This is a genomic window from Luteimonas sp. TWI382, from assembly GCF_039674545.1.
Lineage (GTDB): Bacteria > Pseudomonadota > Gammaproteobacteria > Xanthomonadales > Xanthomonadaceae > Luteimonas.
In genome coordinates this window covers 1-26,453 of sequence record NZ_JBDJNS010000011.1, presented here as the reverse complement: position 1 = coordinate 26,453, position 26,453 = coordinate 1, and the positions used below count along the sequence as shown (strand labels likewise).

At 70.4% G+C, this 26,453-nt stretch carries 26 protein-coding genes and 1 pseudogene; 8 read left to right on the top strand and 19 right to left on the bottom strand.

The window, feature by feature from the left end:
* Positions 1-121 precede the first annotated feature (121 nt).
* The gene (locus ABE505_RS09105; protein WP_346442954.1) at positions 122-1,891 is read right to left on the bottom strand and encodes a glutamine--tRNA ligase/YqeY domain fusion protein; all 1,770 of its coding nucleotides are present in this window, start codon (positions 1,889-1,891) and stop codon (positions 122-124) included.
* 244 nt (positions 1,892-2,135) lie between these two features.
* Here ABE505_RS09105 and ABE505_RS09100 point away from each other — a divergent pair, with 244 nt between their 5' ends.
* From ABE505_RS09100 to msrA, 3 genes are all read left to right on the top strand, one after another.
* Positions 2,136-4,286 carry a diguanylate cyclase gene (locus ABE505_RS09100; RefSeq protein WP_346442952.1) on the top strand — a complete coding sequence of 717 codons (2,151 nt, stop codon included), beginning with the start codon at positions 2,136-2,138 and terminating at the stop codon, positions 4,284-4,286.
* 64 nt (positions 4,287-4,350) lie between these two features.
* Complete coding sequence (locus ABE505_RS09095; RefSeq protein ID WP_346442951.1) at positions 4,351-5,283, top strand: DMT family transporter; 933 nt, start codon at positions 4,351-4,353, stop codon at positions 5,281-5,283.
* A 66-nt stretch (positions 5,284-5,349) separates the two neighbouring features.
* Complete coding sequence (gene msrA / locus ABE505_RS09090) at positions 5,350-6,003, top strand: peptide-methionine (S)-S-oxide reductase MsrA (protein WP_346442949.1); 654 nt, start codon at positions 5,350-5,352, stop codon at positions 6,001-6,003.
* Between the two features lie 21 nt (positions 6,004-6,024).
* Here the strand turns inward: msrA and ABE505_RS09085 are convergent, their stop codons facing one another.
* From ABE505_RS09085 to ABE505_RS09070, 4 genes are all read right to left on the bottom strand, one after another.
* Complete coding sequence (locus ABE505_RS09085) at positions 6,025-6,945, bottom strand: LysR substrate-binding domain-containing protein (RefSeq protein WP_346442948.1); 921 nt, start codon at positions 6,943-6,945, stop codon at positions 6,025-6,027.
* 94 nt (positions 6,946-7,039) lie between these two features.
* The gene (ahpF, locus tag ABE505_RS09080) at positions 7,040-8,620 is read right to left on the bottom strand and encodes an alkyl hydroperoxide reductase subunit F (protein ID WP_346442946.1); all 1,581 of its coding nucleotides are present in this window, start codon (positions 8,618-8,620) and stop codon (positions 7,040-7,042) included.
* 170 nt (positions 8,621-8,790) lie between these two features.
* A complete protein-coding gene (gene ahpC / locus ABE505_RS09075) occupies positions 8,791-9,354 on the bottom strand; it encodes an alkyl hydroperoxide reductase subunit C (protein WP_346442944.1) in 564 nt (187 codons plus the stop codon).
* A gap of 699 nt (positions 9,355-10,053) precedes the next feature.
* Positions 10,054-11,016, bottom strand: coding sequence for an alpha/beta hydrolase (locus ABE505_RS09070; protein ID WP_346445765.1), 963 nt, complete (start codon positions 11,014-11,016; stop codon positions 10,054-10,056).
* On the opposite strand from ABE505_RS09070, the gene prmC reads away from it, so the two are divergent.
* The 3 genes and pseudogenes from prmC to ABE505_RS09055 form a co-directional block, all read left to right on the top strand.
* Entirely contained in the window at positions 11,015-11,854 is an 840-nt protein-coding gene (prmC, locus tag ABE505_RS09065) for a peptide chain release factor N(5)-glutamine methyltransferase (protein ID WP_346445764.1), read from the top strand. The two genes, ABE505_RS09070 and prmC, sit on opposite strands and share 2 nt — an antisense overlap.
* A gap of 46 nt (positions 11,855-11,900) precedes the next feature.
* Complete coding sequence (gene pip / locus ABE505_RS09060; RefSeq protein ID WP_346445763.1) at positions 11,901-12,842, top strand: prolyl aminopeptidase; 942 nt, start codon at positions 11,901-11,903, stop codon at positions 12,840-12,842.
* A 122-nt stretch (positions 12,843-12,964) separates the two neighbouring features.
* Positions 12,965-13,183 (top strand): annotated as a pseudogene (locus ABE505_RS09055) (alkylphosphonate utilization protein); the annotation flags it as partial.
* Positions 13,184-13,221: 38 nt separating this feature from the next.
* Here the strand turns inward: ABE505_RS09055 and ABE505_RS09050 are convergent.
* From ABE505_RS09050 to ABE505_RS09040, 3 genes are read right to left on the bottom strand one after another with little or no spacing between them, the layout of a single operon-like run.
* Positions 13,222-13,788, bottom strand: coding sequence for an NUDIX hydrolase (locus ABE505_RS09050; RefSeq protein WP_346445761.1), 567 nt, complete (start codon positions 13,786-13,788; stop codon positions 13,222-13,224).
* Between the two features lie 54 nt (positions 13,789-13,842).
* On the bottom strand, positions 13,843-14,799 hold the full coding sequence (locus ABE505_RS09045; protein ID WP_346445759.1) for a 5'-3' exonuclease H3TH domain-containing protein: 957 nt from the start codon (positions 14,797-14,799) through the stop codon (positions 13,843-13,845).
* The gene (locus ABE505_RS09040) at positions 14,796-15,389 is read right to left on the bottom strand and encodes a nitroreductase (protein ID WP_346445757.1); all 594 of its coding nucleotides are present in this window, start codon (positions 15,387-15,389) and stop codon (positions 14,796-14,798) included. Before ABE505_RS09040 ends, ABE505_RS09045 begins: the two co-directional genes overlap by 4 nt.
* A 72-nt stretch (positions 15,390-15,461) precedes the next feature.
* On the opposite strand from ABE505_RS09040, the gene ABE505_RS09035 reads away from it, so the two are divergent.
* Positions 15,462-17,774 carry a DUF1631 family protein gene (locus ABE505_RS09035; RefSeq protein ID WP_346445755.1) on the top strand — a complete coding sequence of 771 codons (2,313 nt, stop codon included), beginning with the start codon at positions 15,462-15,464 and terminating at the stop codon, positions 17,772-17,774.
* 42 nt (positions 17,775-17,816) lie between these two features.
* Here the strand turns inward: ABE505_RS09035 and ABE505_RS09030 are convergent, their stop codons facing one another.
* From ABE505_RS09030 to ABE505_RS09000, 7 genes are all read right to left on the bottom strand, one after another.
* On the bottom strand, positions 17,817-18,272 hold the full coding sequence (locus ABE505_RS09030) for a DUF3106 domain-containing protein (protein ID WP_346445753.1): 456 nt from the start codon (positions 18,270-18,272) through the stop codon (positions 17,817-17,819).
* Between the two features lie 3 nt (positions 18,273-18,275).
* Entirely contained in the window at positions 18,276-18,671 is a 396-nt protein-coding gene (locus tag ABE505_RS09025) for a hypothetical protein (protein ID WP_346445752.1), read from the bottom strand.
* The gene (locus ABE505_RS09020; RefSeq protein WP_346445750.1) at positions 18,668-19,282 is read right to left on the bottom strand and encodes an RNA polymerase sigma factor; all 615 of its coding nucleotides are present in this window, start codon (positions 19,280-19,282) and stop codon (positions 18,668-18,670) included. Before ABE505_RS09020 ends, ABE505_RS09025 begins: the two co-directional genes overlap by 4 nt.
* Before the next feature lie 207 nt (positions 19,283-19,489).
* Positions 19,490-20,887: an NAD(P)(+) transhydrogenase (Re/Si-specific) subunit beta gene (locus tag ABE505_RS09015; RefSeq protein ID WP_346445749.1), complete on the bottom strand. Its 1,398-nt coding sequence runs from the start codon at positions 20,885-20,887 to the stop codon at positions 19,490-19,492.
* A gap of 112 nt (positions 20,888-20,999) precedes the next feature.
* Positions 21,000-21,299, bottom strand: a complete 300-nt coding sequence (locus ABE505_RS09010; RefSeq protein WP_346445747.1) for an NAD(P) transhydrogenase subunit alpha — start codon at positions 21,297-21,299, stop codon at positions 21,000-21,002.
* A complete protein-coding gene (locus ABE505_RS09005) occupies positions 21,296-22,411 on the bottom strand; it encodes an NAD(P) transhydrogenase subunit alpha (protein ID WP_346445766.1) in 1,116 nt (371 codons plus the stop codon). The genes ABE505_RS09010 and ABE505_RS09005 overlap by 4 nt, the downstream gene beginning before the upstream one ends.
* 128 nt (positions 22,412-22,539) lie before the next feature.
* On the bottom strand, positions 22,540-23,289 hold the full coding sequence (locus tag ABE505_RS09000; protein ID WP_346445746.1) for a sulfite exporter TauE/SafE family protein: 750 nt from the start codon (positions 23,287-23,289) through the stop codon (positions 22,540-22,542).
* Between the two features lie 93 nt (positions 23,290-23,382).
* Here ABE505_RS09000 and ABE505_RS08995 point away from each other — a divergent pair, with 93 nt between their 5' ends.
* Positions 23,383-24,288: a LysR family transcriptional regulator gene (locus tag ABE505_RS08995; protein ID WP_346445744.1), complete on the top strand. Its 906-nt coding sequence runs from the start codon at positions 23,383-23,385 to the stop codon at positions 24,286-24,288.
* Positions 24,289-24,308: 20 nt separating this feature from the next.
* Here the strand turns inward: ABE505_RS08995 and ABE505_RS08990 are convergent, their stop codons facing one another.
* The 4 genes from ABE505_RS08990 to ABE505_RS08975 all read right to left on the bottom strand — a co-directional run.
* A complete protein-coding gene (locus ABE505_RS08990) occupies positions 24,309-24,776 on the bottom strand; it encodes a DUF2269 domain-containing protein (protein WP_346445743.1) in 468 nt (155 codons plus the stop codon).
* Positions 24,757-25,440 (bottom strand): DoxX-like family protein, encoded by a 684-nt coding sequence (locus ABE505_RS08985; RefSeq protein ID WP_346445742.1) that lies wholly within the window; start codon positions 25,438-25,440, stop codon positions 24,757-24,759. Before ABE505_RS08985 ends, ABE505_RS08990 begins: the two co-directional genes overlap by 20 nt.
* Entirely contained in the window at positions 25,437-26,276 is an 840-nt protein-coding gene (locus ABE505_RS08980) for an NAD-dependent epimerase/dehydratase family protein (RefSeq protein WP_346445740.1), read from the bottom strand. The genes ABE505_RS08985 and ABE505_RS08980 overlap by 4 nt, the downstream gene beginning before the upstream one ends.
* Before the next feature lie 12 nt (positions 26,277-26,288).
* Positions 26,289-26,453, bottom strand: a 165-nt coding sequence (locus tag ABE505_RS08975) for an integrase core domain-containing protein (protein WP_346445785.1), incomplete at its 5' end; no start/stop codon positions are given.

The window sequence follows — 26,453 nt, the reverse complement described above, 5'->3', positions numbered from 1 at the left end:
GTCAGCCACGGGATGTCGGCCAGCGACAGCACCGTTGCGATCGCCCCGAGGCGAACGAGCGGGTGCGTCATCCACGGCGGACTGGCGTGCACGTCCGGCACCGACGTGGGCGTGTCGGCGATCAGCCGCCGGGCTTGGCCGATGTCCAGACGTCGCGCAAGGTGACGCTGCGGTTGAACACCGGCCGGTCGGTGGCGTGGTCGTAGCGGTCGGCGACGAAGTAGCCCAGACGCTCGAACTGGAACGCCTGCTCCGGCGCGGCCTGCGCGGCGGCCGGCTCCACGTAGCCGGTGGTGCTGCGTTTGGAATCGGGATTGAGATGGTCGCGGTAGGTCTTGCCGGCGGATTCGTCGTCCGGCTTCTCGACGACGAACAGGCGGTCGTAAAGCCGCACTTCGGCTTCGACTGCATGCGCCGCACTGACCCAGTGGATCGTGCCTTTGACCTTGCGGTTGGCGCCTTCCATGCCGGGCCGCGACTCGGGATCGAGCGTGCCGCGCAGTTCGACAATCGCACCGTCGGCGTCCTTGATCACTTCGTCGACGCGCACGATGCCGGCGCCCCGCAGGCGGACCTCGCCACCGGGCACCAGTCGCTTCCAGCCCTTGGGCGGCACTTCGGCGAAATCCTCGCGCTCGATCCACAGCTGGCGCGAGAACGGCACCTCGCGCGTGCCCTGCGCCTCGTCCTTGGGATGGTTGGGGAAGGTCAGCGTTTCGGCATGGCCCTCGGGCAGGTTGCTCAGCACCAGCTTGAGCGGGTCGATCACCGCCATGCGCCGCGGCGCGCGCGCATCGAGGTCGTCGCGCAGCGCACCTTCGAGCACCGAGAAGTCGATCACCGAATTCTGCTTGCTGATGCCGACCCGGTCCACCAGCAACCGCAGGCTCGAGGGTGTGTAGCCGCGGCGACGCAGCCCCTGCAGCGTGTACATGCGCGGGTCGTCCCAGCCGTCGACCAGGCCGTCGGCGACCAGTTGGGTGAGCTTGCGCTTGCTCATCACGGTGTAGTTGATGTTCAGGCGCGAGAACTCGATCTGGCGCGGCTTGCCCGCCACCACCGGCAGGCCGCGTGCGCTCAAGGAGGCGAGCAGTTCGGGATGTCCGGCCAGGTCGACCCGGTCGACGACCCAGTCGTAGAGCGGCCGATGGTCTTCGAATTCCAGCGTGCACAGCGAATGGGTGATGCCTTCGACCGCATCGCCCAGCGCGTGCGCATAGTCGTACATCGGATAGATCGGCCAGGCATCGCCGGTGTTCTGGTGGGCGAGGTGCTTGATCCGGTACAGCGCCGGGTCGCGCAGGTTCATGTTGCCGCTGGCCATGTCGATCTTCGCGCGCAGCGTGCGCGTGCCGTCGGCGAACTCGCCGGCGCGCATGCGCCGGAACAGGTCCAGGTTCTCGTCCACGCTGCGGTCACGGAACGGCGAGTTCCGGCCCGGCTCGGTCAGGGTGCCGCGGTACTGGCGGACCTGCTCGGCGGTCAGGTCGCAGACGAAGGCATCGCCCTGCGCGATGAGCTTCTCGGCGGCCAGGTAATAGACCTCGAAGTAATCCGAGGCGTGGCGCAGTTCAGCCCAGTCGAAGCCCAGCCAGCGCACGTCGTCCTCGATCGCGCGCACGAACGCCAGGTCTTCCTTCTCCGGGTTGGTGTCGTCGAAGCGCAGGTTGCAGCGCCCGCCGAACTCGTCGGCGATGCCGAAGTCCAGGCAGATCGCCTTGGCGTGACCAATGTGCAGATACCCGTTGGGCTCAGGCGGAAAACGGGTCCGGACCGTGGTGTGCCGGCCGCTGGCGAGGTCGTCGCGGACGATCTGCCGGATGAAGTCCTGGCGGACCGGAGCGGCGGCATCGGTGGGCGGGGCGGCGGATTCGATCGGACCTGCGGACATGGGGCGGACGGCTCGGGAGAGGCGGAATGAACTGCGCAGTGTAGCGGACCGGTCGGCGGAGACTGCGGTGGCGGGAGCTGCCCGCAGTGCCGCGCTTCTGTGACCGCCAATGACATAATAGTGTGACGGAGTACGGATTTCCGACGGGAAGGAGCAGGATGCAGCGCGACAGCGACAACGCGCGCGGGCGACGCGTGGGCGACGATGCGTCGGCCGCGCGCTGGCGTGTGCGAGAGGGCCGCCGATGACGAGCAGCGAACGTGCGCGTGCGATTCCCGGCCATGGTTGGGTGCTGGCCGGCTGCCTGCTGTTATTGCTGGGCCTGTTCGTCGCGTTGGTCGCCTCCACCCAGTTGCGGCCGGGTGAGCGCCGCGCGGTCGAGATCCTGGCGCCCGCGCCCGATGCGGCCCCCGAGGTCGAGGCGCGCTTGCGCTTCACGCTGCCCAGCGGCGATGCCGCCGGCGGACGCTGGGCGCTGTGGTTTCCCCGCGAGATGGTCGAGGGGCTGCAGTTGTACGCAGCCGATGGCTGGCACAGCGAGCCGCGCGGCTTCTTTCGGGTCGGCGATGACGAGGGCATGTTGCCGACCGGCTACGGCTTCGTGTTGCCGGACTGGCAAGGCCCGGTGGAACTGACGCTGCATGCCGACCGGCCGCTCCCGGCGACGATGCGGCCGGTGTTGGCCCGCGCCGTCGATGTGCGACGGATCGAGCGCTCGGGCGTCGCGCTGGCCGGTGCGGTCTACGGCGGGCTGATGGCGCTGGCGGCGATGGCGCTGGCACTGGCGCACGCCTCGCGCGACCGCCTGTTCGTCGGGTTCTTCGGCTATGTGGTCGTGTTGGTGCTGCTGCTGCAGGCACGCAACGGGCATCTGTACGGGTTGCCCGGCGCGTCGCTGCTGGGGGCGTGGCGCGAGCAGGGCGTCTCGGCCCTGGCCCTGCTGTATGCCGCGGTCTGGCTGTCGCTGGTGCGTGCCTACGCGATGCCCGGGCGCGGCGATCGTCTGGTGGGCATCGTCCGCGTGTTGGGAGGCGTGTTGACGGCGCTGGCCGTAGTCTGTGCCCTGCGCCTGCCGGCGCTCGATGGCGTCATGGAACGCATCACCGCGTACGGCTGGCTGCTGGCAGGCGTTGCTGGACTGGCAATGCTGGTCGACGGCGCCCGCCGCGGTGTCGTGCTGTCCGGCTGGCTGCTGGTGACCGCGCTGGTGCCCGTCGTCGCCGGCGCCTGGGCGGCGCTGGTCCGGCACGGGCTCGTCCCCGACGTACCGCTGGTCCATCTGGGGTATCAGGGCGGCGCGGTGGCCTTCGTGCTGGTGTTGGGCCTGGCGCTGGTGCAGCGCATCGGCGACTACCGCGACCAGCGCGACCGCGACCGGATCGCGCGGCTGGAGACCGAGCGCCGCATGCGGCGGGAGGCCGCCCGCGCGAACCTGTCGGCCGCCCTGCAGGCCCAGCTTGACGGACTGGACGCGGTGGACCTGCCGGCCTGCGGCTTTCGCTTGCTGGTCGAACACCTGATGCCCTTGGTGCCTGCCGAGTCGTGCGCGGTGATGCTGCGTGGCTATCTTGGCGTGGACCGGGTGTTCGTCGAGCCGGTCGGTGTGGCCGCGCGCGTCGAACGCAGCCTGGGCTCGCGCGAGCAGGCCCTGCGCCGGCTGGCCGTGGCAGGTGTGGCGACCCAGCAACCCGCGCCGGAAGAGGGACGCGGGCCGGCGATCGAGGCGTGGGTGCCGTTGCAGATGCGTACGCCGGTCTGGGGCGTGCTGGTGATGCGTCGTGCCGGCGACGCTGGATTCCTGCCCGAGGACATGGCGCTGATCGCCGAGCTGCTGCGGCTGGTGCAGCAGCACGTCGACCAGGCGGCGGCCGCGCTCAAGCTGCGCCGTTCGGCGGAGATGGACGCACTGACGGGGACGATGAACCGCCGCATGCTCGATCAGTGGGTGGCGCGGATCTTCGCCGATGCGGTCCGCGACGAACGGCCGGTGTCGGTGCTGTTCGTCGATCTGGACCACTTCAAGTCGGTCAACGACCGGTATGGCCATGCCTGCGGCGACGACTGCCTGCGCCGGGTTGCTGCCGCGCTGCAGGGCGCGTTGAGCGACGGCGCGGTGTTCGGCCGCTACGGCGGCGAGGAGTTCATCGTCGTGCTGCCGGGCCTGGAGGGCGCAAGGGCGCGGATCATCGGCGAGCGCATGCGCATGGCGGTCGAGGAGGTCGATGTCCGCCACGAAGGCGCACGCGTCGGGCTGTCGGTCAGCATCGGCATCGCGACCCGACGCCGCGGCGAGCGCACCGCCGCCGAGACACTGGCGCGCGCAGACAAGGCGCTCTACGCCGCCAAGCACGAGGGCAGGAACCGCGTCCGGATGGCGCCGGCGGTGTTCGCCTGAGGTGCTGGCCGGGAGCAGGGCGCTGCTACGCTGCCGTTCCCCCCCCCATCGTCGGATTGGTGCCATGCAGGAGGTTCCCGCCGGCCGAGCCGCGCTCGCGAGCATGCTGGCCGGCGCCGTATTGATCGGCAGCAATGGCCTGATGGTGCGCCTGGCCGGCACGCCGCCGACGATTTCGGCGTTCTACCGCATGCTGTTCGCTGGCGCGCTGCTGATCCTGTGGGTCGCGCTGCGCCGCGATTGGCGGCCCATTCCTGCGCGACTGTGGTGGCTGGCATTGCTGCCTGCCGCCGCGTTTGCGGCCGATCTGTGGTTATGGCATCGCAGCATCCTGCTGATCGGCCCCGGTCTGGCGACGCTGCTGGCGAACGCGCAGGTGTTCTTCATGGCGCTGGCCGGCATGCTGCTGTTCGGCGAACGCCTGGGGCCGCGCTTTTTGGGCGGCATCGTGCTCGCGTTCGCGGGGCTGTGGCTGCTGCTGGGCGCCGACTGGGCCACGCTGCCGGCCGACTACCGCTGGGGCGTGTGGCTGGGGCTGGGAACCGGGCTGTGCTACGCGGTCTACAACATCGGTCTGCGCCAGGTGCAGCGCGCCGGGCTGCGGTTGGCGCCGCTGCGCGCCGCGCCGATCGCGCAGGTGCTGGCGCTGGTGTCGTTGCTGTGTGCGGTGCTGCTGGGCCTGGCGGGTCTGGCCGAGGGCGTGTCGTTTGCGATTCCCGGCTGGCGTGCCCTGGCCTGGTTGCTGTTGCTGGCCGGGCTCGGGCACTGCCTGAGCTGGATGCTGATCTCGCGGGCGATGCAGCAGTTGCCGGTCGCGCTGGTGGGCCTGTTGTTGCTCGCCCAGCCGGTCTGCGCGTTCGTGCTCGATCTGGTGGTGCTGCAGCGACCGACGGTGCCGCGCGAATGGCTGGGGCTGGCGTGTACCCTGGCCGGCATCTTCCTCGCCGGGCTGAAGGGCCGCGATCGCGCACGGGCCTCGCAGCCGCAGCGCCCTTGAACCCCGGGTCGGGATGCCGCATCCATGAGGGGCGGCGACCGGCCGCATCCGCAGGAGGGTTGGACGATGCTGGGAATCGGAGCGTGGAAGCAGCGCCTGCCACGGGCGCAGGACGCACTGCCCGGCCGCGACACGCCGCTGCCGCTGCACAACGCGCATGCCGTGCATGGCCGTCCGCTGCGCGATGCCTTCGACGGCCTGGAGCAGGTGCAGTTCGGCATGGGCTGCTTCTGGGGCGCGGAGCGCAAGTTCTGGTCGCTGCCCGGCGTGGTGACGACGGCGGTCGGCTACGCCGGCGGGCTGACCCCCAACCCGACCTACCGCGAGGTGTGCTCGGGCCAGACCGGGCATGCCGAGGTCGTGCTGGTGGTCTACGACCCGGCGCAGGTCGCCTTCGAGCATCTGCTGCAGCTGTTCTGGGAAGGCCACGATCCCACCCAGGGCATGCGTCAGGGCAACGACGTCGGTACCCAGTACCGCTCGGCGATCTACTGCACCACCGCCGACCAGCATGCGCTGGCGGTGCGCAGCCGCGATGCCTACCAGGCGGGGTTGCAGGCCGCGGGCTTTCCGGCGATCACCACCGAGCTCGCGGGGCCGCCCGCGCCGACGTTCTACTACGCCGAGGACGAGCACCAGCAGTATCTGCACAAGCATCCGGGCGGCTACTGCGGGCTGGGCGGCACCGGCGTCGCCTGCCCGGTGGGCGTGGCGCTGTAGCGTCGCCGACGCGCGGAAAGCTCAGGCGGCGCGCGGCGCCGCCGGGTCGAGCAAGCCGGCCGGCAGCGCGCGCAGCGCCTCGGCCAGTCGCAGCAGGAATTCGTGCATCGCCGAGCTGCGGCGCCACACCATCGCGATCCGCCGCGTCGGGCGGGTATCGCTGAAATCGAGCAAGTGCAGGTGCGGCGACGGCGCCACCGGTGGTTTGGTCGCGAGCACCGGCAGCAGGGTCACGCCGACGTTTGCGGCGACCATCTGGCGCAGCGTCTCCAGGCTCGTGGCGCGGAACTCCGCGTGCTCGGCGGCGCCCGACAACCGGCACACATCCAGCGCCTGCTCGCGCATGCAGTGCCCGTCCTCGAGCAGCAGCAGCTTCTGCTGCGACAGCGCCGGCAGGTCCAGGCGGTCCTGCGCGGCCAGCGGATGACGGTCGGATACCGCGAGCACGAAGGGCTCTTCGAACAGGAACTGCGTGTGCAACTGCTCATCGTCGAGCGGCAGGGCGAGAATCGCCGCGTCGAGCCGGCCGTCGTGCAGCCGAGACAGCAGCACGTCGCTCTTTTCCTCGATCAGCAGCAGCTCGAGTTCGGGGAAGCGTGCGCGCACCAGCGGCACGGCGTGCGGCAGCAGATAGGGACCGAGCGTGGGAAACACGCCGAGCCGGATCGAGCCGGCCTCGGGGTCGGCGCTGCGCCGCGCGACGTCCTTCATCTGTTCGATGTCGGCGACGATCCGACGCGCGCGCTCGGCGATCTGCTGGCCGGTCGGCGTCAGCATGACCTTGCGCGGCGCCCGCTCCACCAGCGCCACGCCCAGTTCCTCTTCCAGCTTGCGGATCTGCGTCGACAGCGTCGGCTGGCTGACGAAGCAACTGGCGGCGGCGCGGCCGAAATGCCGATGTTCGGCCAATGCGACGAAGTAGCGCAGATCCCGCAGGTTCATCGCTGTGCGCTCCAATTGCCCTGCGCCGACGCGCTGCCCGGTCGCCGCGATGCGAAGATCGGGCAGGCCGCATGGTGCGCGGGCGCGCCCATGCTCAGGCGGCCGCCGCCTGAGCGGCCGGCGCCGAGTGCCGGATCAGATGGTCGAACGCGCTCAGTGCCGCCTTCGACCCTTCGCCCATCGCGATGACGATCTGCTTGTAGGGCACGGTGGTCGCATCGCCGGCGGCGAACACGCCCGGCACGCTGGTCTGGCCGCGGGCATCGACGACGATCTCGCCGCGCGGACTCAACTCGACCACGCCCTTCAACCATTCGGTGTTGGGCAGCAGGCCGATCTGCACGAACACGCCTTCGAGCTCGACACGGTGGTCGCTGCCGCCAACGCGGTCGCGGTACACCAGGCCATTGACGCGGCTGCCGTCGCCGAGCACCTCGGTCGTCTGCGCGCTGGTGACGATGCGCACGTTCGCCAGGCTGCGCAGCTTGCGCTGCAGCACCTCGTCGGCGCGTAGCTGCGCGTCGAACTCGATCAACGTGACGTGGGCGACGATGCCGGCCAGGTCGATCGCGGCCTCGACGCCGGAGTTGCCGCCGCCGATCACCGCCACGCGCTTGCCCTTGAACAGCGGCCCGTCGCAATGCGGACAGTAGGCCACGCCCTTGTTGCGGTATTGATCCTCGCCCGGCACGTTCATCTGCCGCCAGCGCGCGCCGGTGGCCAGTACCACGCTGCGCGAGCGCAGCGAGGCGCCGTTCTCCAACTGCACCTCGATCAGCCCGTCGTCGCCGGCCGGCACCAGACGCGTCCCGCGCTGCAGGGTCATGATGTCGACCTCGTACTCGCGCACGTGCTGCTCGAGCGCAGCGGCGAGCTTCGGGCCCTCGGTCTCCTTGACCGAGATGAAATTCTCGATCGCCATCGTGTCGAGCACCTGGCCGCCGAAACGCTCTGCGGCGATGCCGGTGCGGATGCCCTTGCGCGCGGCGTAGATCGCCGCAGCCGCGCCGGCCGGGCCGCCGCCCACGACCAGCACCTCGAACGGTGCCTTGTCGGCGATCTTCGCGGCCTCGCGCTTCGCCGCACCGGTGTCGAGCTTGGCGACGATCTGCTCGAGCGTCATCCGGCCCTGATCGAACTTCTCGCCGTTGAGGAACACGGTCGGCACCGACATGATCTCGCGTGCCTCGACCTCGTCCTGGAACAGGGCGCCGTCGATGGCCACGTGGCGGATGCGTGGATTGAGCACCGCTGCCAGATTCAGCGCCTGGACCACGTCCGGGCAGTTCTGGCACGACAACGAGTAATAGGTTTCGAACAGGTAGTCGCCCTCGAGCGCGGCGACCTGCTCGAGTGTCTCCTGCGCGGCCTTCGACGGATGGCCGCCGACCTGCAGCAGCGCCAGCACCAGCGAGGTGAACTCATGCCCCATCGGCAGGCCGGCGAAGCGCAGCGAGATGTCGTGACCGGGTGAGGTCAGCGCAAACGACGGGCGCCGCGCATCGTCACCGCCCACATCGATCGTGATGCGATCGCTGGCTTGGGCGAGATCGTCGAGCAGACTGCGCAGCTCGTCAGACTTGGGGCTGTCGTCGAGCGAGGCCACGATGTGGATCGGGCGCACGGCGCGGGCCAGGTAGCCCTTGAGCTGGGCTTTGAGGTCGGCTTCCAACATGGACGGCTCCTGGAGGCAGGGTGGGCGGCGCGCGACGCGCCGTGATCGCGCATCGGGCGGCGGGAGGGAGGCGAACCGGAAACCGCGCGTTGTGCACGGGCTCCGGTTCGCCTCCATCCCCGAGGCGGGGATGGAGGCGGCCGCGGCACGCGCCGCGGCCGGCACGCGGATCAGATCTTGCCGACCAGATCCAGCGACGGTGCCAAGGTCTTCTCGCCTTCCTTCCACTTGGCCGGGCAGACCTCGTTCGGATTGGCGGCGACGTACTGCGCGGCCTTGAGCTTGCGCAGGGTCTCGGTGACATCGCGGGCGATGGCGTTGTCGTGGATCTCCAGCGTCTTGATCACGCCGTCGGGGTTGATGACGAAGGTACCGCGCAGCGCGAGGCCTTCTTCCTCGATGTGCACGCCGAACGCGCGGGTCAGCTGATGGGTCGGGTCGCCGACCAGCGGGAACTGCGCCTTGCCGACGGCAGGCGAGGTCTCGTGCCACACCTTGTGCGAGAAGTGCGTGTCGGTGGTGACGATGTAGACCTCGGCGCCGGCCTTCTGGAACTCGGCGTAATGCTCGGCGGCGTCCTCGACCTCGGTCGGGCAATTGAAGGTGAAGGCGGCCGGCATGAAGATCAGCACCGACCACTTGCCCTTCAGGCTCTCGTTGCTGACTTCGACGAACTCGCCGTTCTGGAACGCAGTGGCCTTGAACGGCTTGATCTCGGTGTTGATGAGGGACATGGAAACTCCTTGGGTGAAGAGGGTGCGGCCGTGAACGGCCGGCGGCCGGAGAGACCGGCTGGGCATAGGTTAGGCGCGCTCTATCGATATGTAAAATCGATAAGTTGAATCCTATCGATAGGTTCAGGCTATCGTTTGCGGATGGGCGGATTTGCCCATGAAAACGCTTGCAATGGCTGTTGCACTGCAGCAATATCAGGCGCAAGGGGCCGGTCGACGCAATATCGGTGACTCGCCCAGGCGGTCCAGGCCGCACACTCCGTTCCGTGTCCGTACCTCCCTCCCACACGTGTCACGGAATCTTTGAAGGCGGCTTCGGCCGCCTTCATTTTGTCTGTCTGCAAGCGCGAGGACGGGCTTTGCTCCGGACGAGCAGCCGCCTGCTGGCCGGAAACCGCTCTCCCCTCGGCAAGGCCACTGCACGGTCCGGCCACGCGACAACACGACCCGGCTCGATCCGTCAGGATAAAACCGGGGTCAGAGTGCAATTTTCGCCCCGCGAAATTGCACTCTGACCCCGGTTTTGGACCCCCGGTTTTGTGAGGTGCGCGCGGCCGAGTCAAGCATGCGAACGCCACGCGTGCGTCGCGTTGCCGGACCGCGAAGCGGCCCCGAAAGAGGGGAAAGCGGCTTCTGTCGGCGGGCAGTGGCCGGTCTGAACTGGAGAATTAGTCTTCCCTCCCCCCCAAAAGAAGACCCTCAGTTGGTCAGCGCGCCCGCCGCGTTGCGGGCAGCATCTGGTCCGGACGCTGATGTCGGCCTCGTCGTGGATACGAAGTCCAGCACCGCGGGCAGCACCGTTGGCGCTCGCGCCGGGTTGTAGAACGCCGCTGCGGGCGCGAAATGATGCGCGCCGGGCAAGACCCGCAGCGTCGAGGCCTCGCCGTGACCGCGTAGCGCGGCGTCCAGGCGCCGGCTGTTGTCCACGTCGACCGTGCGGTCGGCATCGCCGTGCACCAACAGGAATGGCGGCTCGTCGCCATCGACGAACCGCAGCGCCATCGCGTCGGGCCATTGCGCGCGCGGTCCGAACACCGGCGCCAGGCGCGGGCCGATCGCAAAGTCATAGGGGCCGGCCAGGCCGATCACCCCGGCCAACTCGCGCGGTGCCATGCCGACCGCCGCAAGATGGCGCGCATCGGTGCCCAGCAGCGCCGCGATCTGCGCGCCGGCCGAGTGCCCGGCGACGAACAGCCGTCGCGGATCGCCGCCGTACGCCTGTACGTGATCGCGGGTCCAGCGCACCGCCCGCGCCGCGTCGCCGACGAAATCGGGAAAGCCGGCCGCCGGATACGTGCGGTAGTCGGCAACGATCGCGACGATGCCGTGCTGCGCCAGCCGGCTGCCGACGAAGCGGTACTGCGCCCGGCGGCCATGCCGCCACGCACCGCCATAGAAGAACACCACGACGGGTGCGCCGCTGACCGGTGCGGCCGGCCGGTAGATGTCGAGCGACAGCGCGCGGTCGACGTCGTAGACCGCGCTGGCCGCGGGGCGTTCGCTGTGTCGGTTGACCACTGCGAAGAACGCGCTCTGGCAGGCGCAGAGCGTGAGCGCGAACAGCGCCGCAAGGCAGATGCGCAGCGATGAAGGCATCGGCGGTCGCTCAAGCGAGAAGGCGGCCACCATGCCGGCGTCCGCACCGCTACGATGTGAAGTCATGGCTACGTCTTCTCCCCGACTCGATGCGCTGCTGCGCGCCGCCGCGTCGCGTATCGACGCCACCGACGCCCGCTGGCTGCTCGCGCATGCCGTCGAGCGCTCGCACAGCTGGCTGTTCGCGCACGGCGACGCCCCCATCGAGCCGGCGCAGGCCGCGCGCTTCGAGGCGTTGGTGGCGCGCCGCGCTGCGGGCGAGCCGGTCGCCTACCTGATCGGCCGTCGTGGGTTCTGGCGGTTCGACCTGGCGGTGTCCCCGGCGACGCTGATTCCTCGACCCGAGACCGAGCGGCTGGTCGAACTGGCGCTGGCACGGCTGCCGGCCGGGCCCGGCGCCGCGGTCGCCGACCTGGGCACCGGCAGCGGTGCGGTTGCGCTCGCGCTTGCGGTCGAGCGTCCGGACGTCGAGGTGGTCGCGACCGATTCAAGTGAAGACGCACTCGCCGTCGCGCGCGCCAATGCCGCCGAACTGGAGCTGGCGCGCGTGACGTTCCTGGCCGGCGACTGGTACGCGCCGCTCGCAGGCCGCCGCTTCGATGTGTTGGTCAGCAACCCGCCGTACATCGAGGCGGACGATCCCCACCTGGCCCGCGGCGATCTGCGCTTCGAGCCGCCAACCGCGCTGGCCTCCGGCGACGACGGCCTCGATGCGATCCGCGTGCTGGCCGGTGGCGCCTGTGCGCATCTGCGCCCCGGCGGCTGGTTGCTGGTCGAACACGGGCTGGCGCAGGGTGCGGCAGTGCGCGCGCTGTTCGAAGCGGCCGGGCTTGGCGAGGTGGAGACCGCGCGCGATCTCGAGCAGCGCGACCGCGTGACCTTCGGACGCGCCGGAGGCACCTGACCGCGGCTGTTAGAATGGCGGCCGGTTCCTTTTCGGATGCCCGTGCATGCGACAGCTCTATCCTGCCATCGAACCCTACGACACCGGTTCGCTGGCCGTCGACGATCGACACGTCCTCTACTACGAACAGTGCGGCAACCCGAAGGGCAAGCCGGTCGTGCTGCTGCACGGCGGTCCGGGCGGCGGTTGCAGCCCGAAGATGCGCTGCTTCCACGATCCGGCGAAGTACCGCATCGTGCTGTTCGACCAGCGTGGCGCGGGACGCTCGACGCCGCATGCCGATCTGGTCGCCAACACCACCTGGGATCTGGTCGCCGACATCGAGCGCCTGCGCGAGCACCTGGGCATCGAGCAGTGGCAGGTCTTCGGTGGCTCGTGGGGGTCGACGCTGGCGCTGGCCTACGCCCAGCGTCACGCGCGCCGGGTCACCGAACTGGTCCTGCGCGGCATCTTCATGCTGCGTCGCGACGAACTGGAATGGTTCTACCAGGAAGGCGCATCGCGGCTGTTCCCGGAGGCCTGGCAGCAGTACATCGCCGCGATTCCGCAGAACGAGCGCGGCGACCTGATCGCTGCATTCCACAAGCGCCTGACCAGCGACGACGAGGGCGTGCGCCTGGACGCTGCGCGCGCGTGGAGCATCTGGGAAGGCGCCACGAGCTTCTTGCACATCGACGAGGACTTCGCCGACAGCCACGCCGATGCGCAGTTCGCGCTCGCGTTTGCGCGTATCGAGAACCACTACTTCGTCAACGGTGGCTTCTTCGAGGTCGACGACCAACTGCTGCGCGACGCCTACCGCATCGTCGACATCCCCGGCGTCATCGTGCACGGCCGCTATGACGTCGTCTGCCCGGTGCAGAACGCCTGGGACCTGCACCAGGTCTGGCCGAAGGCCGAGCTGGTGATCACGCCGGCGTCGGGTCACTCGGCGTTCGAGGCGGAGAACATCGACGCGCTGGTCCGCGCGACCGACCGCTTCGCCTGATCCACTGCGCGCCCGCAGCCGCGGGCGCACGTGCTCTTGCCCACGCATCCGCGTGCGGCACGCCTCCATCGATGCGCCGGACACCGGCGCGCACCACGGGACATCGCACCATGTCGGAAGAAGACACCCTCATCGTCAAGGACAGCAACGGCACCACGCTCGCCGATGGCGACTCGGTCACGCTGATCAAGGACCTCAAGGTCAAGGGCACCAGCGTCACGCTCAAGCGCGGCACGCTGGTCAAGAACATCCGTCTCACCGACGACGCCGACCTGATCGAGTGCAACGCCGAGAAGGTCAAGGGCCTGGTGCTGCGCACCGAGTTCCTCAAGAAGGCCTGAGCGCAGACGGTGCCGGGCGCAGGCCCGGCCGGTGGCCGTCAGTCGACCCGGGTGCCGTCAGGCTCGTGATCGACCATCCAAAGCCCTGCCCAGAGTTTGAGGTCGAGCTCATAGCCTTCGGCATGCTTGCGCATCAGCCAGGCCGGCGCACTGGCGCGCGGTACGGCGTGGACGATGATGTCCTCGTCGTCGATGCCGCCGCCGGCGCCGACCCGGGTCAGCTCGCGGGCACGGACGAACGCCACGCGCTCGCTGCTCATCCCCGCCGTCGTCGGGCCGGTCAGCAGCACATCGATGCGGCCGGCCGACCAGCCGGTCTCTTCGATCAGTTCGCGCCTGGCCGCGTCTTCGAGTGCGTCGGAGCTACCGCGGTCGCCGACCAGACCGGCCGGCATCTCGATCGTGCGCGCTCCCAGCGGCACCCGGAACTGCTCGACGAACAGCACCTCGTCGTCCGGCGTGACCGCAATGATCAGCACCGCCATGCCGTTGCCGCCGTGGGTGCGCTCGCACGATTCCCACTTGCCTCGGCGCACCAGCCGCAGCCAGTCGCCCTGGTAGAGCACCTCCGCCGCTTCGGCGGGTCCCGCGTCCGGATTCGTCATGCGCCGATGGTAGTCGCCTCGCCATGGCGCCGGTAGCAGGGCGATGATCGACGCTCAGGCATCGGCGAGCGGCGCCCACTCCAGACCGGCGGCCGCATGCAGCCGCCGCCGGGTCAGGGGGCCGAAGCGCAACGCGGCGCACAGCGCCGACAGCGCCTGCGCATCGCCGTCGCGCCGCGCGAAACCGTTCGCGCCCTCGCCCAGCGGCGCATCGCAGGCGATCGTCGTCAGCTGGCGGAACAGCCGCGCGGCGTCGGCGTGCAGGCGCAGCTTCGCACCCGCCTGGGCGGCGCCGCGGAAGCGCAGGAACGCGATTTCGTCGCTGCGCGCCAGCAACGCATCGAGCGTGCCGAAGTGGTGCAGCAGGCTGGCGGCGGTCTTGCAGCCGATGCCCGGTACGCCGGGGATGTTGTCGATCGCGTCGCCGCACAGTGCCAGGTAATCGGCGATCTGATGCGCCTCCACGCCGTGGCGCGCACGCACGCCGGCCGCCGTCCAGCGCTGGCCGCGGGCGTAGTCCCACTGTTCGTCGGCGCCTTCGAGCAACTGCGACAGGTCCTTGTCGGCCGAGACGATGATGCCGTGGTGCGCGTGGCGGCGGCCGGCCTGTAGCGCGCTGCCGATCAGGTCGTCCGCCTCGTACTCGGTGTCGGCGAGCACGACCAGGCCGAGCGCGCGGCACAGCGCCTTGCAGTGGGCAAACTGCCGGCGCAACGCGTCGGGCGCGGGCGGGCGGTTGGCCTTGTAGGCCGGATACAGGCGGTTGCGGAAACAGCTGTCGAGCGCTTCGTCGAAGGCGATCGCGATGTGCCGTGGACGTTCGCGCTCGATCAGTTCGGCCAGGAATCGGGCGAAGCCCTGCACGGCATTGGTCGGCCAGCCCTCGGCGTCGTGGAACTCGTCGGGCATCGAGTGCCAGGCGCGGAACACGTAGAGGCTGGCGTCGACCAGATACAACGGCGCGGTGGACGACGGAGCGGGCGACTGCACCGCGGGGGGCGTCAGGCTCACGGCGCGACCCAGTCCTGCAGCAGCGCGGACGGGTCCGGTCGCTCGCGCTCGGGTGGGTCGAGCCGCGGGCTGCCGATGTGGATGAATCCGGCGATGCGCTCGTGCGCGCCCAGGCCGAGGGCGGCGAGGATGTCGGGGTCGTAGGCCGGCCAGCCGGTCAGCCAGGACGCGCCGAAGCCGCAGGCCTGCGCGGCCTGCAGCAGCGCGAAGCACACGCTGCCGGCGGTCAACAAGCGTTCGACCTCGGGAATGGCGGTGTCCTGCGGGTCCAGGATCGCGACGACCGCGATCACCAGCGGCGCGTGCGAGAACCGGTGCCGGTCCTTGTCGAGCGCGCCGGCGCCGATCTCCGGGTCGCGCGCACGGGCGCGGGCGACCAACTGTTCGCCGAGCGCGTGGCGCGCATCGCCGGCGATGCGCAGGAAGCGGAACGGGACCCGCTTGCCGTGGTCGGGGACGCGGACCGACGAGCGCAGCATGCGCAGCACGGTCGCGTCGTCGGGTCCGGGCGCGTCGAGCTGGCGCGCCGGCACCGAGCGCCGCGCATCGAGCGCGTCGAGAAGGCGTTCAGCATTTGGGAGTATCGTCACGGACTTGTGCCTCTGGTTTCGGAAAGCTAACTGCGGGGGCACTGTGCCCCCATCCCCCGATTCTCCCCCAAGATGACGCATCCCCACGACATCGGTCCGGTGCCGCATTCGCATCGACCTGCGCCGGGCGAGCCCGAGAGGGTGTTCGACGCGCTGCGACGCGAGGCGGTGACGGCGCTGGGCGACGTGCTGCCGGCACTGTGGGACGAGGTCGAGGCCGAGGTCGAGCGCGACGCGCTCGGCGCCGCCGCCGATTACATGGCCGCTCAGGACGCACGATTGGCCGCACGCGCGTTGCGCATGCGTGCCCCGGTGCTGGCAGCGAGTTTCCGCGCCGCGATCGAGTCGGCATTCGAGCGGTGGCGCCGCGCCGCGCCGCCGCGGCCGGCCCACGATGCGATGGCGCTGATGTCCGAGGGCCAGCTGGAATTGCATCTGGCGGTCCAGCAGCAGGTCGAGCTGCTCGAGCACCAGTGGCTCGGCCCGCTGCGCATGCTCGACGGCCGGATGGCAGTGCTGGCCTCGCGCCTGGGCGTCGCCGACGGCGCCGCGCACCCGCTGCGTCCGGCCGTGCCGGTCCAGGCGTTCGCCGGTCTACTCGATCCCGATGCGCTGCCGCGCGATCTGCGCGCCCGGCTGTTCGAGCAACTCGCTGCAAGGCTGCCGGCGGTGCTTGCCGGGCTCTACGCCCGCGCCGATGCGCTGCTCGACACCGCGTTCGGGCCGGTTTCGGTGACACCGGCCGCGCCCGGTGGCGGTCGCGCGCCTGCGTGGCAACCCGAGGGCGGGCTGGCCGAGGCGCGGGCGGATGTGACCAACGCCCCGCATGACGCCGCCCGGCTCGCGCAGGGGCCGTTGTCGGCGGATCTGGCGCGGCTGCTGGCCGCCGGCGCTCCGGACACGACCGATACCGATCCGCAGGGCGCCGAGCTCGCGCTGGTCCGGGCGCAGTTGCATCGGTGGCGGGCGCAGCTCGCGCGTACGCCGCCGTCCCACCCGCAGGATGCGCCCGCGCGCGATGCGCCGCCTCGTGCAACACCGGCCGTCGAGGCGGCGAAGCTGCTCAGCGTCGCGCGGCTGCTGCAGGGCGACGACCCCTCGCCGTATGCCCGGGTGCTGGCCGGGGACGACCGGCGGCGGCTGAGCGAGGTGATCCGGCTCGAACTCGCGCGCGGCCTGCGTGGCGTCGGCATCGATCCCGACCGAGCGCCGCTGAGCGGCGACGACGAAGACGCGATCGACCTGGTCGGCCTGCTGTTCCAGGCGCTGTTCGAGGCCAATGACTTGATGCAGCAGGCGCGCGATCTCTACGGCCGGCTGGTCATGCCCTGCCTCAAGGTCGCCTTGACCGACGAATCACTGTTCAGCCAGCGCAGCCATCCCGCGCGCCGGCTGCTGGATGCGGTCACCGAGGCCTGCGACGGCAATACCGGCGACACCGCGGTCGACCGCGACCTGCTCGAACATGCCGGGCGGCTCGTCGACCGGGTCGTCGAGGAATACGAAACCGACCAGGCGGTGTTCGCGCTCGCGGCCGAGGAACTGCGCGAACGGCTGGACCAGCAGCGCCGTCGCACGGAGGTCGCCGAGCGCCGCGCCGCCGAAGCGATCCATGGCCGCGAACGCCTGCAACAGGCACGCCGCGGCGTGGCCGCTCTCGTGACCGAGCGCATGAGTGCGCAACCGCTGACCGAGGCGGTCGCCCGGTTTCTCGATCAGCACTGGCGCCACCATCTCACTCAGACCTGGCTGCGCGACGGCCCTGATTCGCCGCGCCACCGGGCCGCGGTCGCGATCGGCGATGCGATGATCGGCATCGACCTCGACGCCGCAGCGGCCGATGGCGCCGCGGTCGCCGGCTCCTTGCGCGCGTTGCAGGGGCCGCTGGCCGATTGCTATGCCAGCGGTGGCCTCGATGCGGCGGCCGCGCGCGAGGAGATCACGCGCATCGTGGCCGCGCTCGCGCGCTGCGATGCGCCCAGGCGCATGCAGATCCCGCTGCCGGAGGACGAAGCGCTGGACGACGAGCCGTCCGATCCTGTGCTGCGCCTGGTCGATGGCACCGCGACGCCGGCATTCGATCCGACCATCGCCGCGCGCATGCGCCAACTGCGGCCGGGCCAGGGCCTGCGGCTGATCGACGAGCATGGTCGTCAATCGGTGGCCCGGGTGGCGTGGATCAGTCCGCTGACCTCGCGGCTGCTGATCGTCAACCGTCGCGGCGTGCGCCGGATGGTCGTCTCGCCCGAAGAACTGGCCGCGCTGGTCGGGGCAGGGCGTGCCCTCGTGCGCTCGATCGATGCCCCGTTCGACGAGGCCATGAAGCATCTTTGGCAGCACCTGAGTGCGGCCAACGACGACGGCGACAGCATGGCTGTGGGCTGATCGCCGCGGCGAGCTTGCCTACTTCGTGTGTCGGGGCCGGTGTCAGTGCGGCGGCCCTGCGGCCTCATGGTGCGGTTCGGGGGCGGGATTGGCCTGTGCCCAGTGGCGGCGCTGTTCGGGCGTCATCTGCTGCCAGCGCTCGCGCAGCGCGGTGCGCTCGGCGTCGGGCAGCGTGCGCAGCTTGGCGTACAACGCGCGGGCTTCTTCACGCTGCTCGGGCGGCAGCCGCTTCCAGCTGTGCATGCCGTGGCGGGCGTGCTCGCGTTCGGCCGGCGTCATCGACTGCCAGCGCTGGGCGTGGCCGAGCATCCGTCGACGTTTGTCGGCATCGGCGTCGTTCCAGCGGTCGCGGATCGGCGCGACGAGCTGGTCGCGCTGCTCGGGCGTGAGCCGGTCCCAGCCGGGCAGGGCCGGGCCGGGCTGGGCGGCTGCCAGGCTGGTCACCGACAGGCTGCCCAGCAGCAGGACCGTGCGCAGGAAGCGGGAAGGCAGGTGCATGGGTCACTCCATCGCAAGCAAGGTGGACTCGTTGGCGGCGAGCCACAGGTAGAAGTCCGGCGATTCCTCGTACGTCGCCAAGGCGTCGGCCATGCCGTCGTCGAGCGCGGCAGGGCCGTCGGCCTCGGCCAGGACCGGCGTGGACGCGGACGCGGCACTCGACGGAGCCGGTGGAGCGAGCGATTGCACACCGATCGCCAGCGCCAACACCGCGGCCAAGCCAGCCGCGGCCGGCCAGGCCCAACTGCGCCGTGCCGGCGCAGCAGTCGTGGCCACATGACGCGCGCGATGCAGACGCGCGGTGGTGCCGGCCGAGATCTGCGTCTGGGCACGGCCGTAGAGCGCACGCAGTGCGGCGTCGTCGTCCGCGGCGGTGCGCGGGTCGTTCGGCGGGATCATCGAAACTCCTCCAGTTGCCTCTGCAGCGCCTCGCGGGCGCGGAACAGATGGGTTTTTACCGAGCCTTCGCCGCACCCCATGATGCGGGCGGTGGTCCCGACGTCGAATTCCTCCAGCACCCGCAGCGTGAACGCCTCGCGCTGGCGTCGCGGCAGCTGGCGCAGCGCCTGGGCCAGACGCTGCCAGGCCTCGCGACCGTCGTGCGAGCGAGACGGATCGGGGCCGGCATCGGCCCAGTCGATCTCCTCGCCCTCTTGCGTGCGGGCGTCGGTGAGCCAGCTCAGCCGGAACGTGCGCCGGCGCTGGGCGTCGACGATCCGGCTGCGCAGCACCGTCCAGAACAGCGGCGTCCATTCCGACGCAGGGCGGTCGCGATAGCCGAGCATCCGGGTCATCGCGTCCTGCACCGCATCGAGCGCATCGTCGCGATGGCGCAGGCCGAGTTCGGCGAAACGGAAGGCCCGGCGCTCGACGTTCGCCAGGAACGCCTCGAGCGTGGCCGTCGGCGCGGCGTGGTGGGCGGCCGTCGCCGCGGGCAGGGAAGCGCTCACCGGCGCCAGCCTACCGCGCACGGCAGGCGTCTGCGGGTCGAACGGGCGGCTGCCATCCATCGTCGGGTCGTTGCGCCACGGGCGGGGGGTGTCATGGACAACGTCTCGCGGCGTCGGCGGTTGACGCGGGCGCTGCGGATCGTTCGATGCGCCACCCCTGTTCATCGGCGATTGCGGCGCCCGGCCTGGCGTGTGTCCGCACGGCGCCCGGACCTTCGCGCCGGCCGATGCAGGAGCGCGCGGCGTTCGCTGGGTCGGCGGCGGGGCCTAATGGCCGCCGTCGAGCGCCTTGAGCTCGGCGACCAGGGCGCCGGCCGCCTCGGCGCCATCGCCGTAGAGCATGCGGGTGTTGTCGGCGTAGAACAGCGCGTTCTCGATGCCGGCAAAGCCCGTGCCCTTGCCGCGCTTGATGACCACGACGTTCTTCGAATCGATCACGTCCAGGATCGGCATGCCGTAGATCGGGCTCGCCGGATCGGTCTTGGCGACCGGGTTGACGACATCGTTGGCGCCGATGACCAGCGTGACGTCGGTGCTGGCGAACTCGGGGTTGATGTCGTCCATGTCGACGATCAGATCGTAGGGCACACCGGCCTCGGCCAGCAGCACGTTCATGTGCCCGGGCATGCGACCGGCGACCGGGTGGATGGCGAACTTGACCTTGACGCCGCGCTCGATCAGGCGTTGGCTCAGTTCGCGGATCTTGTGCTGGGCCTGGGCCACGGCCATGCCGTAGCCGGGCACGATCACCACCCGCTCGGCGTAGGCCATCATCGCCGCCACATCGCCGGCCTCGATCGGTTTCTGCGTGCCCTCGATCGCCTGCCCCTGCCCACCGCCGCCGAAGCTGGAGAACAGCACGCTGCGGATCGAGCGGTTCATCGCCTTGGCCATCAGACGGGTCAGCAGCATGCCGGCCGCGCCGACCATCGTGCCGGCGATCATCAGCGCCTCGTTGCCCAGCACGTAGCCTTCGAAGGCCACCGCCAGGCCGGTCAGCGCGTTGTACAGCGAGATCACCACCGGCATGTCGGCGCCGCCGATCGGTAGCGTCATCAGCATGCCCAGCGCGAGCGCCAAGGCGAAGAACGCGACGATCGCCGGCAGCTGGAGCGCATGCACCACCAGGCCGCCGACCAGGAGCGCGGCGACGAACACTGCGAGGTTGAACAGTTGCTGGCCGGGGAAGGCGTAGCGCTTGTCCATGCGCCCGTCGAGCTTGGCCCAGGCGATGACCGAACCCGACAATGCGATCGCGCCGATCAGTGCGCCCAGCGTCGCCAGCACCAGCGGCACCGAGGCGGGCACGATGCCGTGCTGCGACCAGCGCAGCAGTTCGACCGCGCCGATCGCCGCCGCCGAGCCACCGCCCAGACCGTTGTAGAGCGCGACCATCTGCGGCATATCGGTGATCGCGACCTTCTTGCCCGACACCCAGGCCAACACCGTGCCCAGCGCGATCGCCGTCGCCATCAGGCCGAGGTTGTGCAGGCCGGGCACGAAGAACGTCGCCGCGGTCGCGAGCAGCATGCCCACGCCCGCCCATTGGATGCCCGAGCGTGCGGTCTTGGGCGAGGCCATGCGTTGCAGGCCGAGCAGGAACAGCGTTGCGGCGACGAAGTAGCTCGCCGCGATCAGCCCCGTGCGCAGGTCGAGGCCACTCATCGCGTCGTCGCCATCGTGGTGCCCCGGTCATGGGAGCGAAGATCGTGCCGCCATTGGGCCATCGTGCGGGCCGGGGGCAGGCGCCGCGACGGCGGCGAGGTGGATAGGTCGGTCACGGCGCGTCGCTCCGCTTGGCGGCGGGCTTGAACATCTCCAGCATCCGCTCGGTGACGACGTAGCCGCCGGCGGCGTTGCCCGCGCCCATCAGCACCGCAAGGAACCCGATCGCCTTCTCGAGCGTCGTGTCGGCATGACCCAGCACGACCATCGCGCCGATCAATACGATGCCGTGGATGAAGTTCGACCCCGACATCAGCGGCGTGTGCAGGATCACCGGCACGCGCGAGATGATCACGTGGCCGGCGATCGCGGCCAGCATCACGATGTACAGCGCGACGACTCCATCGATCATGCGGGACCTCCGGGTGTGGGGGCGATGGCCGGCACCTGCGGCCATACCGTCCGGGCCAGCAGTTCGTCGTTCCAGTCGAAGGCGAGGGCGCCATCGGCCACCAGCAGCGACACGAAATGCTGGACATTGCGTGCGTACATCTCGCTGGCATGGGTCGCGCCCAGGCTCGCCAGATCCAGCGGGCCGGCGACCGTCACGCCCGCGATCTCGACGGTCTGGCCGGGCACGGTCGCCGCGCAGTTGCCGCCGGTTTCGGCGGCCAGATCCACGATCACGCTGCCCGGCCGCATGCCGGCGACCATGTCGGTGTCGATGATCGTCGGCGCCCGCCGGCCAGGCACGGCGGCAGTGCACACCACGACATCGATGCCGGCCAGGTGCGCAGCCAGGCGGCGCTGTTGCTCCGCGCGCTCCTCGTCGGTCAGGGCGCGGGCATAGCCGCCTTCGCCGGCGGCGCTCACGCCCAGGTCGAGAAAGCGGGCGCCCAGCGATTCGATCTGCTCGCGCGTCTCCGGCCGCACGTCGAAGCCCTCGACCTGAGCGCCCAGGCGGCGCGCGGTTGCGATCGCCTGCAGTCCGGCGACACCGGCGCCGACCACGAGCACCTTCGAGGGCCGGATCGTGCCGGCGGCCGTGGTCAGCATCGGGAAGAACCGCGGCGCCAGCTGCGCGCCGATCAGGACCGCCTTGTAGCCGGCCATGCCGGCCTGCGAACTGAGTACGTCCATCGCCTGCGCGCGCGTGGTGCGCGGGAGCCGTTCGAGCGGAAAGGCGAGAATGCCGCGCGTGCGCAGCGCCTCGGCGCGCGCCGGTTCGGCCTCGGGTTGCAAGGTGCCGATCAGGGCGGCGCCCGGCTTGAGCCGGGCGATCGTGTCGATGGGGGGCGCCTGCACGCACAGCACCAGGTCGGCCTGCGGCAGCGCCTCGTCGCCAACCAGCTGGGCGCCGGCCTCGACATAGGCGGCATCGGCAAAATGCGCGCCTTCGCCCAGGCCGCGCTGCGCGAGTACGGTGGCCCCGGCGGCGGTGAGCTTCCGCGCCGTTTCCGGCGTCAGCGCCACCCGGCGTTCGCCAGGTGCGGTTTCCTTCATCGCAAGCACGACGACCGCCATCACCACTCCCCGTGGGTCGAGGACACCGAACGAAGTCATCCGGGCCGGGCACGCTGTTGCTGTCGCCGATCCTAACCTGAATGCTGCTCCAGGTCAGCGGGTGCGTGCGGACGTGGCAATGCAGTCGGTCAGCGCCAGGGGCGCGAGGCGAGTTCCAGGCCGAGCAGCAGCAGGCAGACGAGGAACCAGACGCGAAAGCGCGCCGGTGGGATGCGCTGGCGCAGCCGCCCGCCGAGCCACATTCCGGCCAGCGCGGGCACCACCGCCAGCGCCGACAGACCGGCCTGTTCGAACCGGAACGCGCCGTGGGCGCCCAGCCCGATCGCCAGTGCCAGCGTCGAGATCGTGAACGACAGGCCCAGGGCCTGCACCAGCGTGTCGCGCTGCAGCCCCAGCGCCTGCAGGTACGGCACGGCCGGAATCACGAACACGCCCGTGGCACCGGTGACCGCGCCGGTCGCGACGCCGACGGTCGGCGACCACCAGCGCTCCTGGCGCCCAGGCACGGTCAGCGGCGGGGCGAACAGGGCATGGCCGGCATAGCCGATGAGCGCCAGCCCGAGTGCGAACCCCGACCAGGACGGATCGGTCGTGGCCAGTGCGCCGGCACCGGCGATCGTGCCGACCACGAGGCCCAGCAGCATCGGCCAGAGCCGGCGCATCAGGGGGCCGAGCGCCGGGCCGGCGGCCAGTTGCCAGACATTGGTCACCATCGAGGGCGCCACCAGCATGGCCGCCGCCGCCGCGGGCGGCATGCCCAGCCCGAGCAGTCCCATCGCGATCGTGGGCAGGCCCATGCCGGTCAGGCCCTTCACCGCGCCTGCGAGCAGGAAGATGCCGACCAGTGCTGCGAGGGGGATAGTGATTGCCGTGTCCATGGCGCCATTGGGCGCCGGGCCGGCGGCGGGCACAATGCGGTTTTGGCCGCGCTACCCTTCGGCCAACCCGAAGGGCGTGTCCTGAGAGATCCCGTGCGAATCGACCTGTCCGACCTGCGCCTGTTCCTGCACATCGTCGATGCCGGCAGCATCAGCCAGGGCGCGGCGTGTGCGCACCTGGCACTGGCTTCGGCCAGCGAACGGTTGCGACGGATCGAGTCCGATGCCGGCATCGCATTGCTCGAGCGACACGCCCGCGGTGTCCGTGCGACCGAGGCCGGCGAGGCGCTCGCGCATCATGCGCGGCGCATGCTGCGACGACACGGCATGTTGCGCGACGAACTGCAGGCGTTCGCCGCCGGCGCGCGCGGGACCTTGCGGCTGTACGCCAATACCGCGGCGATGACCGGTTTCCTGCCCAGGGTGCTTGCGCCGTGGTTGGCGGCGCGTCCGGCGGTCCGCATCGAGTTGAAGGAACGCACCAGCCTGGAGATCGTGCGTGCGGTCGCCGCGGGCCGCATCGAGGCTGGTGTGGTCGCCGACAGTGTCGACCCCGGCGGTCTGCAACTGGCGCCGGTGGCCGAAGACCGCCTGGTGCTGATCGTGCCGGTTGGGCATCCGCTTGCCCCGGTGCGCGAGGCGACGTTCGGCGATGCGCTCGCCTTGCCGTTTATCGGCCTGGCATCGGGCAGCGCGTTACAGGATCATCTCGACGTGCACGCCGCTGCCGCCGGTCGCGCGTTCGCGTTCCGGATCCGCGTTCGGACCTTCGAGGACCTGTGCATGTTGGTCGCGCAGGGGGTCGGCGTAGGCATCGTGCCGGTCGGCGCTTCGCAGCGTTACCGCCGCTCCCATCCCCATCGTGCGATTGCGCTCCGCGAGCCCTGGACGCGTCGCCGGCTCTGCGTGTGCGTGCGCGGTTGGCGAGCGCTGGCGCCGCCGATGCGCGACCTGATAGCGCATCTGGGCGCCGGCCCGTCGCCCGAGGCCGACGGCTGATCTGCCGCGGACTGCGTCGCTCAGAGTGCTGGCTTGGCGGTCATCAGGTAGAAGATCACCAGGAACGAGAACAGCGCCGGCACGCCCATCGCCGCCCAGGTCCCGAGGTGCCGGTCGTAGGCAGGGGGTAGCGGCTGGCCGCTGGCGGCGGCCCGCTGCGCGATGTCGCGCAGCCGGATCTGGATGCCGACCACCGGCAGCCAGCACAGGCCGGCGATCACGAACAGCACGATCGACCAGTACAGCCACGCCGTCGACAGCGGAATGTGCAGCCGGTACGCCAGATAGACGCCGGTCAGCGGCTGCACGACGATCGTCGTGGCCGTGAACAGCCAGTCGGCGGCGACCACCAGCCGGGCGACCGCGGCGACCACCACCGGGTCGCGCTGGCGGCTCGCGAACAGCAGGTAGAACGCGGTGCCGACGCCGGTGCCGAACAGGAACGTCGACGACAGGATGTGCAGGAACTTAACGAGGGCGATGTCCATCAGGTGCGTCCAGTTTCGACAGGGCGTAGATCAACGCGAACACCGGCAGGTTCTTCAGCACCGGTCCATAGGGATGCGCCCAGTACTCGGGTAGCCAGAGACTGATGACCAGCGTGTAGAACGCGATCAGCGCCAATTGCGCGCGGTAGGCGGCGCGTCGCCAGCGGGGCCGCCAGACCGCCAGCCCGAGCAGCACGTCCAGCGCCGCGGCCCCATAGAGCGAGGGCAGGGCGAGCGCCTCGGGCACTTGCGCGCGCTGCAGCAGCTCCAGACTGGCCTGCACCGGGTAGACGACTGCCGACACCCAGGCGGTGGCCAGCCACATCAGCGAATTGGCCGTCCGCAGGACCGGAACCAGCGCGCGCAGGTGGGCCGCACGGCGCACGTCGGCGCGCGCGCCTGCCGCGAGGAAGCGAGTTATTGGGCGCAGTGGCCGGGCGAGCAAGGCCTGCCAGGCCGTCGCGTCGCCATGATTGCCAGCTTCGAGCATGCGCAGCGCATCGGCGTCCAGAATCTGGGCAAGCCCGGGAATGGGCCACCGCAACGCCATCCGCACCGCCCAGGCCGGCGCGGTCAGCACGCGCAGCCGTTGGCCCATTTGCGTCGCCAGGGCCCGCAGGTAGTCGGCGAACGCCAGCGGCGCAGGCCCGACCGCCTCGATCATCTGCGTGGGTCGGGATGCTCGATCAGGGCGGTCACGCCGTCGAGCAGATCGTCGAGGTGGATCGGCTGGACGACCTGCCCGCCGCCGCCCGGCAGGGCGATGATCGGTTGTGCCGCCAGCGTCAGAAACAAGCGCGTGCTGGCGCCGCACTCGGCGAAGACCAGCGACGGACGGATCACGATACTGCGGCCGGGAAATGCCGTCGCACAGGCGTCGCCTGCTGCCTTGCTGCGCCAGTAGGCCGTCGCAGCCTGTGCGTGGGCGCCCAGCGCCGAGATCTGCACGATCCGTGTCACGCCGGCCGCTGCCGCGAGCGCGGACAGCCTGCGCGGCCCGCTCACGTGGACCTGCTCGAAACTGACGTCGTCTGTTTCCCGGAAGATGCCCGCGGCATTCACCACGACATCGACCGTCCGCAGCACGTCCATCCACTGATCCGGGCACGGCCGTGCGAGATCGAGTGCGACGCGTCGTCCGGGGCCGGCATCGTCTGTCACATGCCGCATGGCGCGGATCACCGCATGGCCTGCACGCTCGAGCCGTTCCGCGAGCGCGCTGCCGATCAGCCCGTTGGCGCCCACCACCAGTACGGTCAGCGGCGGCGCGGTCGGATTGCCTTCATGCCTGCGCTGCACGCCGGCGCGGCAGCCAGGCTGTTCTTCACCGTGAGGGTGTCCTGGCGCAGTCATCGGCGCATCCGCGCGCCGGCGGCGGGAACCAATGCCACCAGCCAGTGGGTTTGGGGGCAGGCGTCGCACTGCCCTGGTTGCTGAAACGAAGGTCCAGACGCGGATCCTCTCGCGCAGCACAAGCCGGTCGGCTTGCGTGTCCGCCACCGTGTCACGGGCCTAGCTGTGTAAAGCCAGCACGTTGTTCACAGTTATCGGAATTCTGGAGATAGGCGGGTTGTAGCCGAGGCTGGCATGGGGTCGATGCCAGTTGTAGGTGTGCAGCCAGTGGGGCAGTTCAGCAGCCCGCTGGTCGGAAGTGTCGTAGCTGCGGGCGTAGGCCCA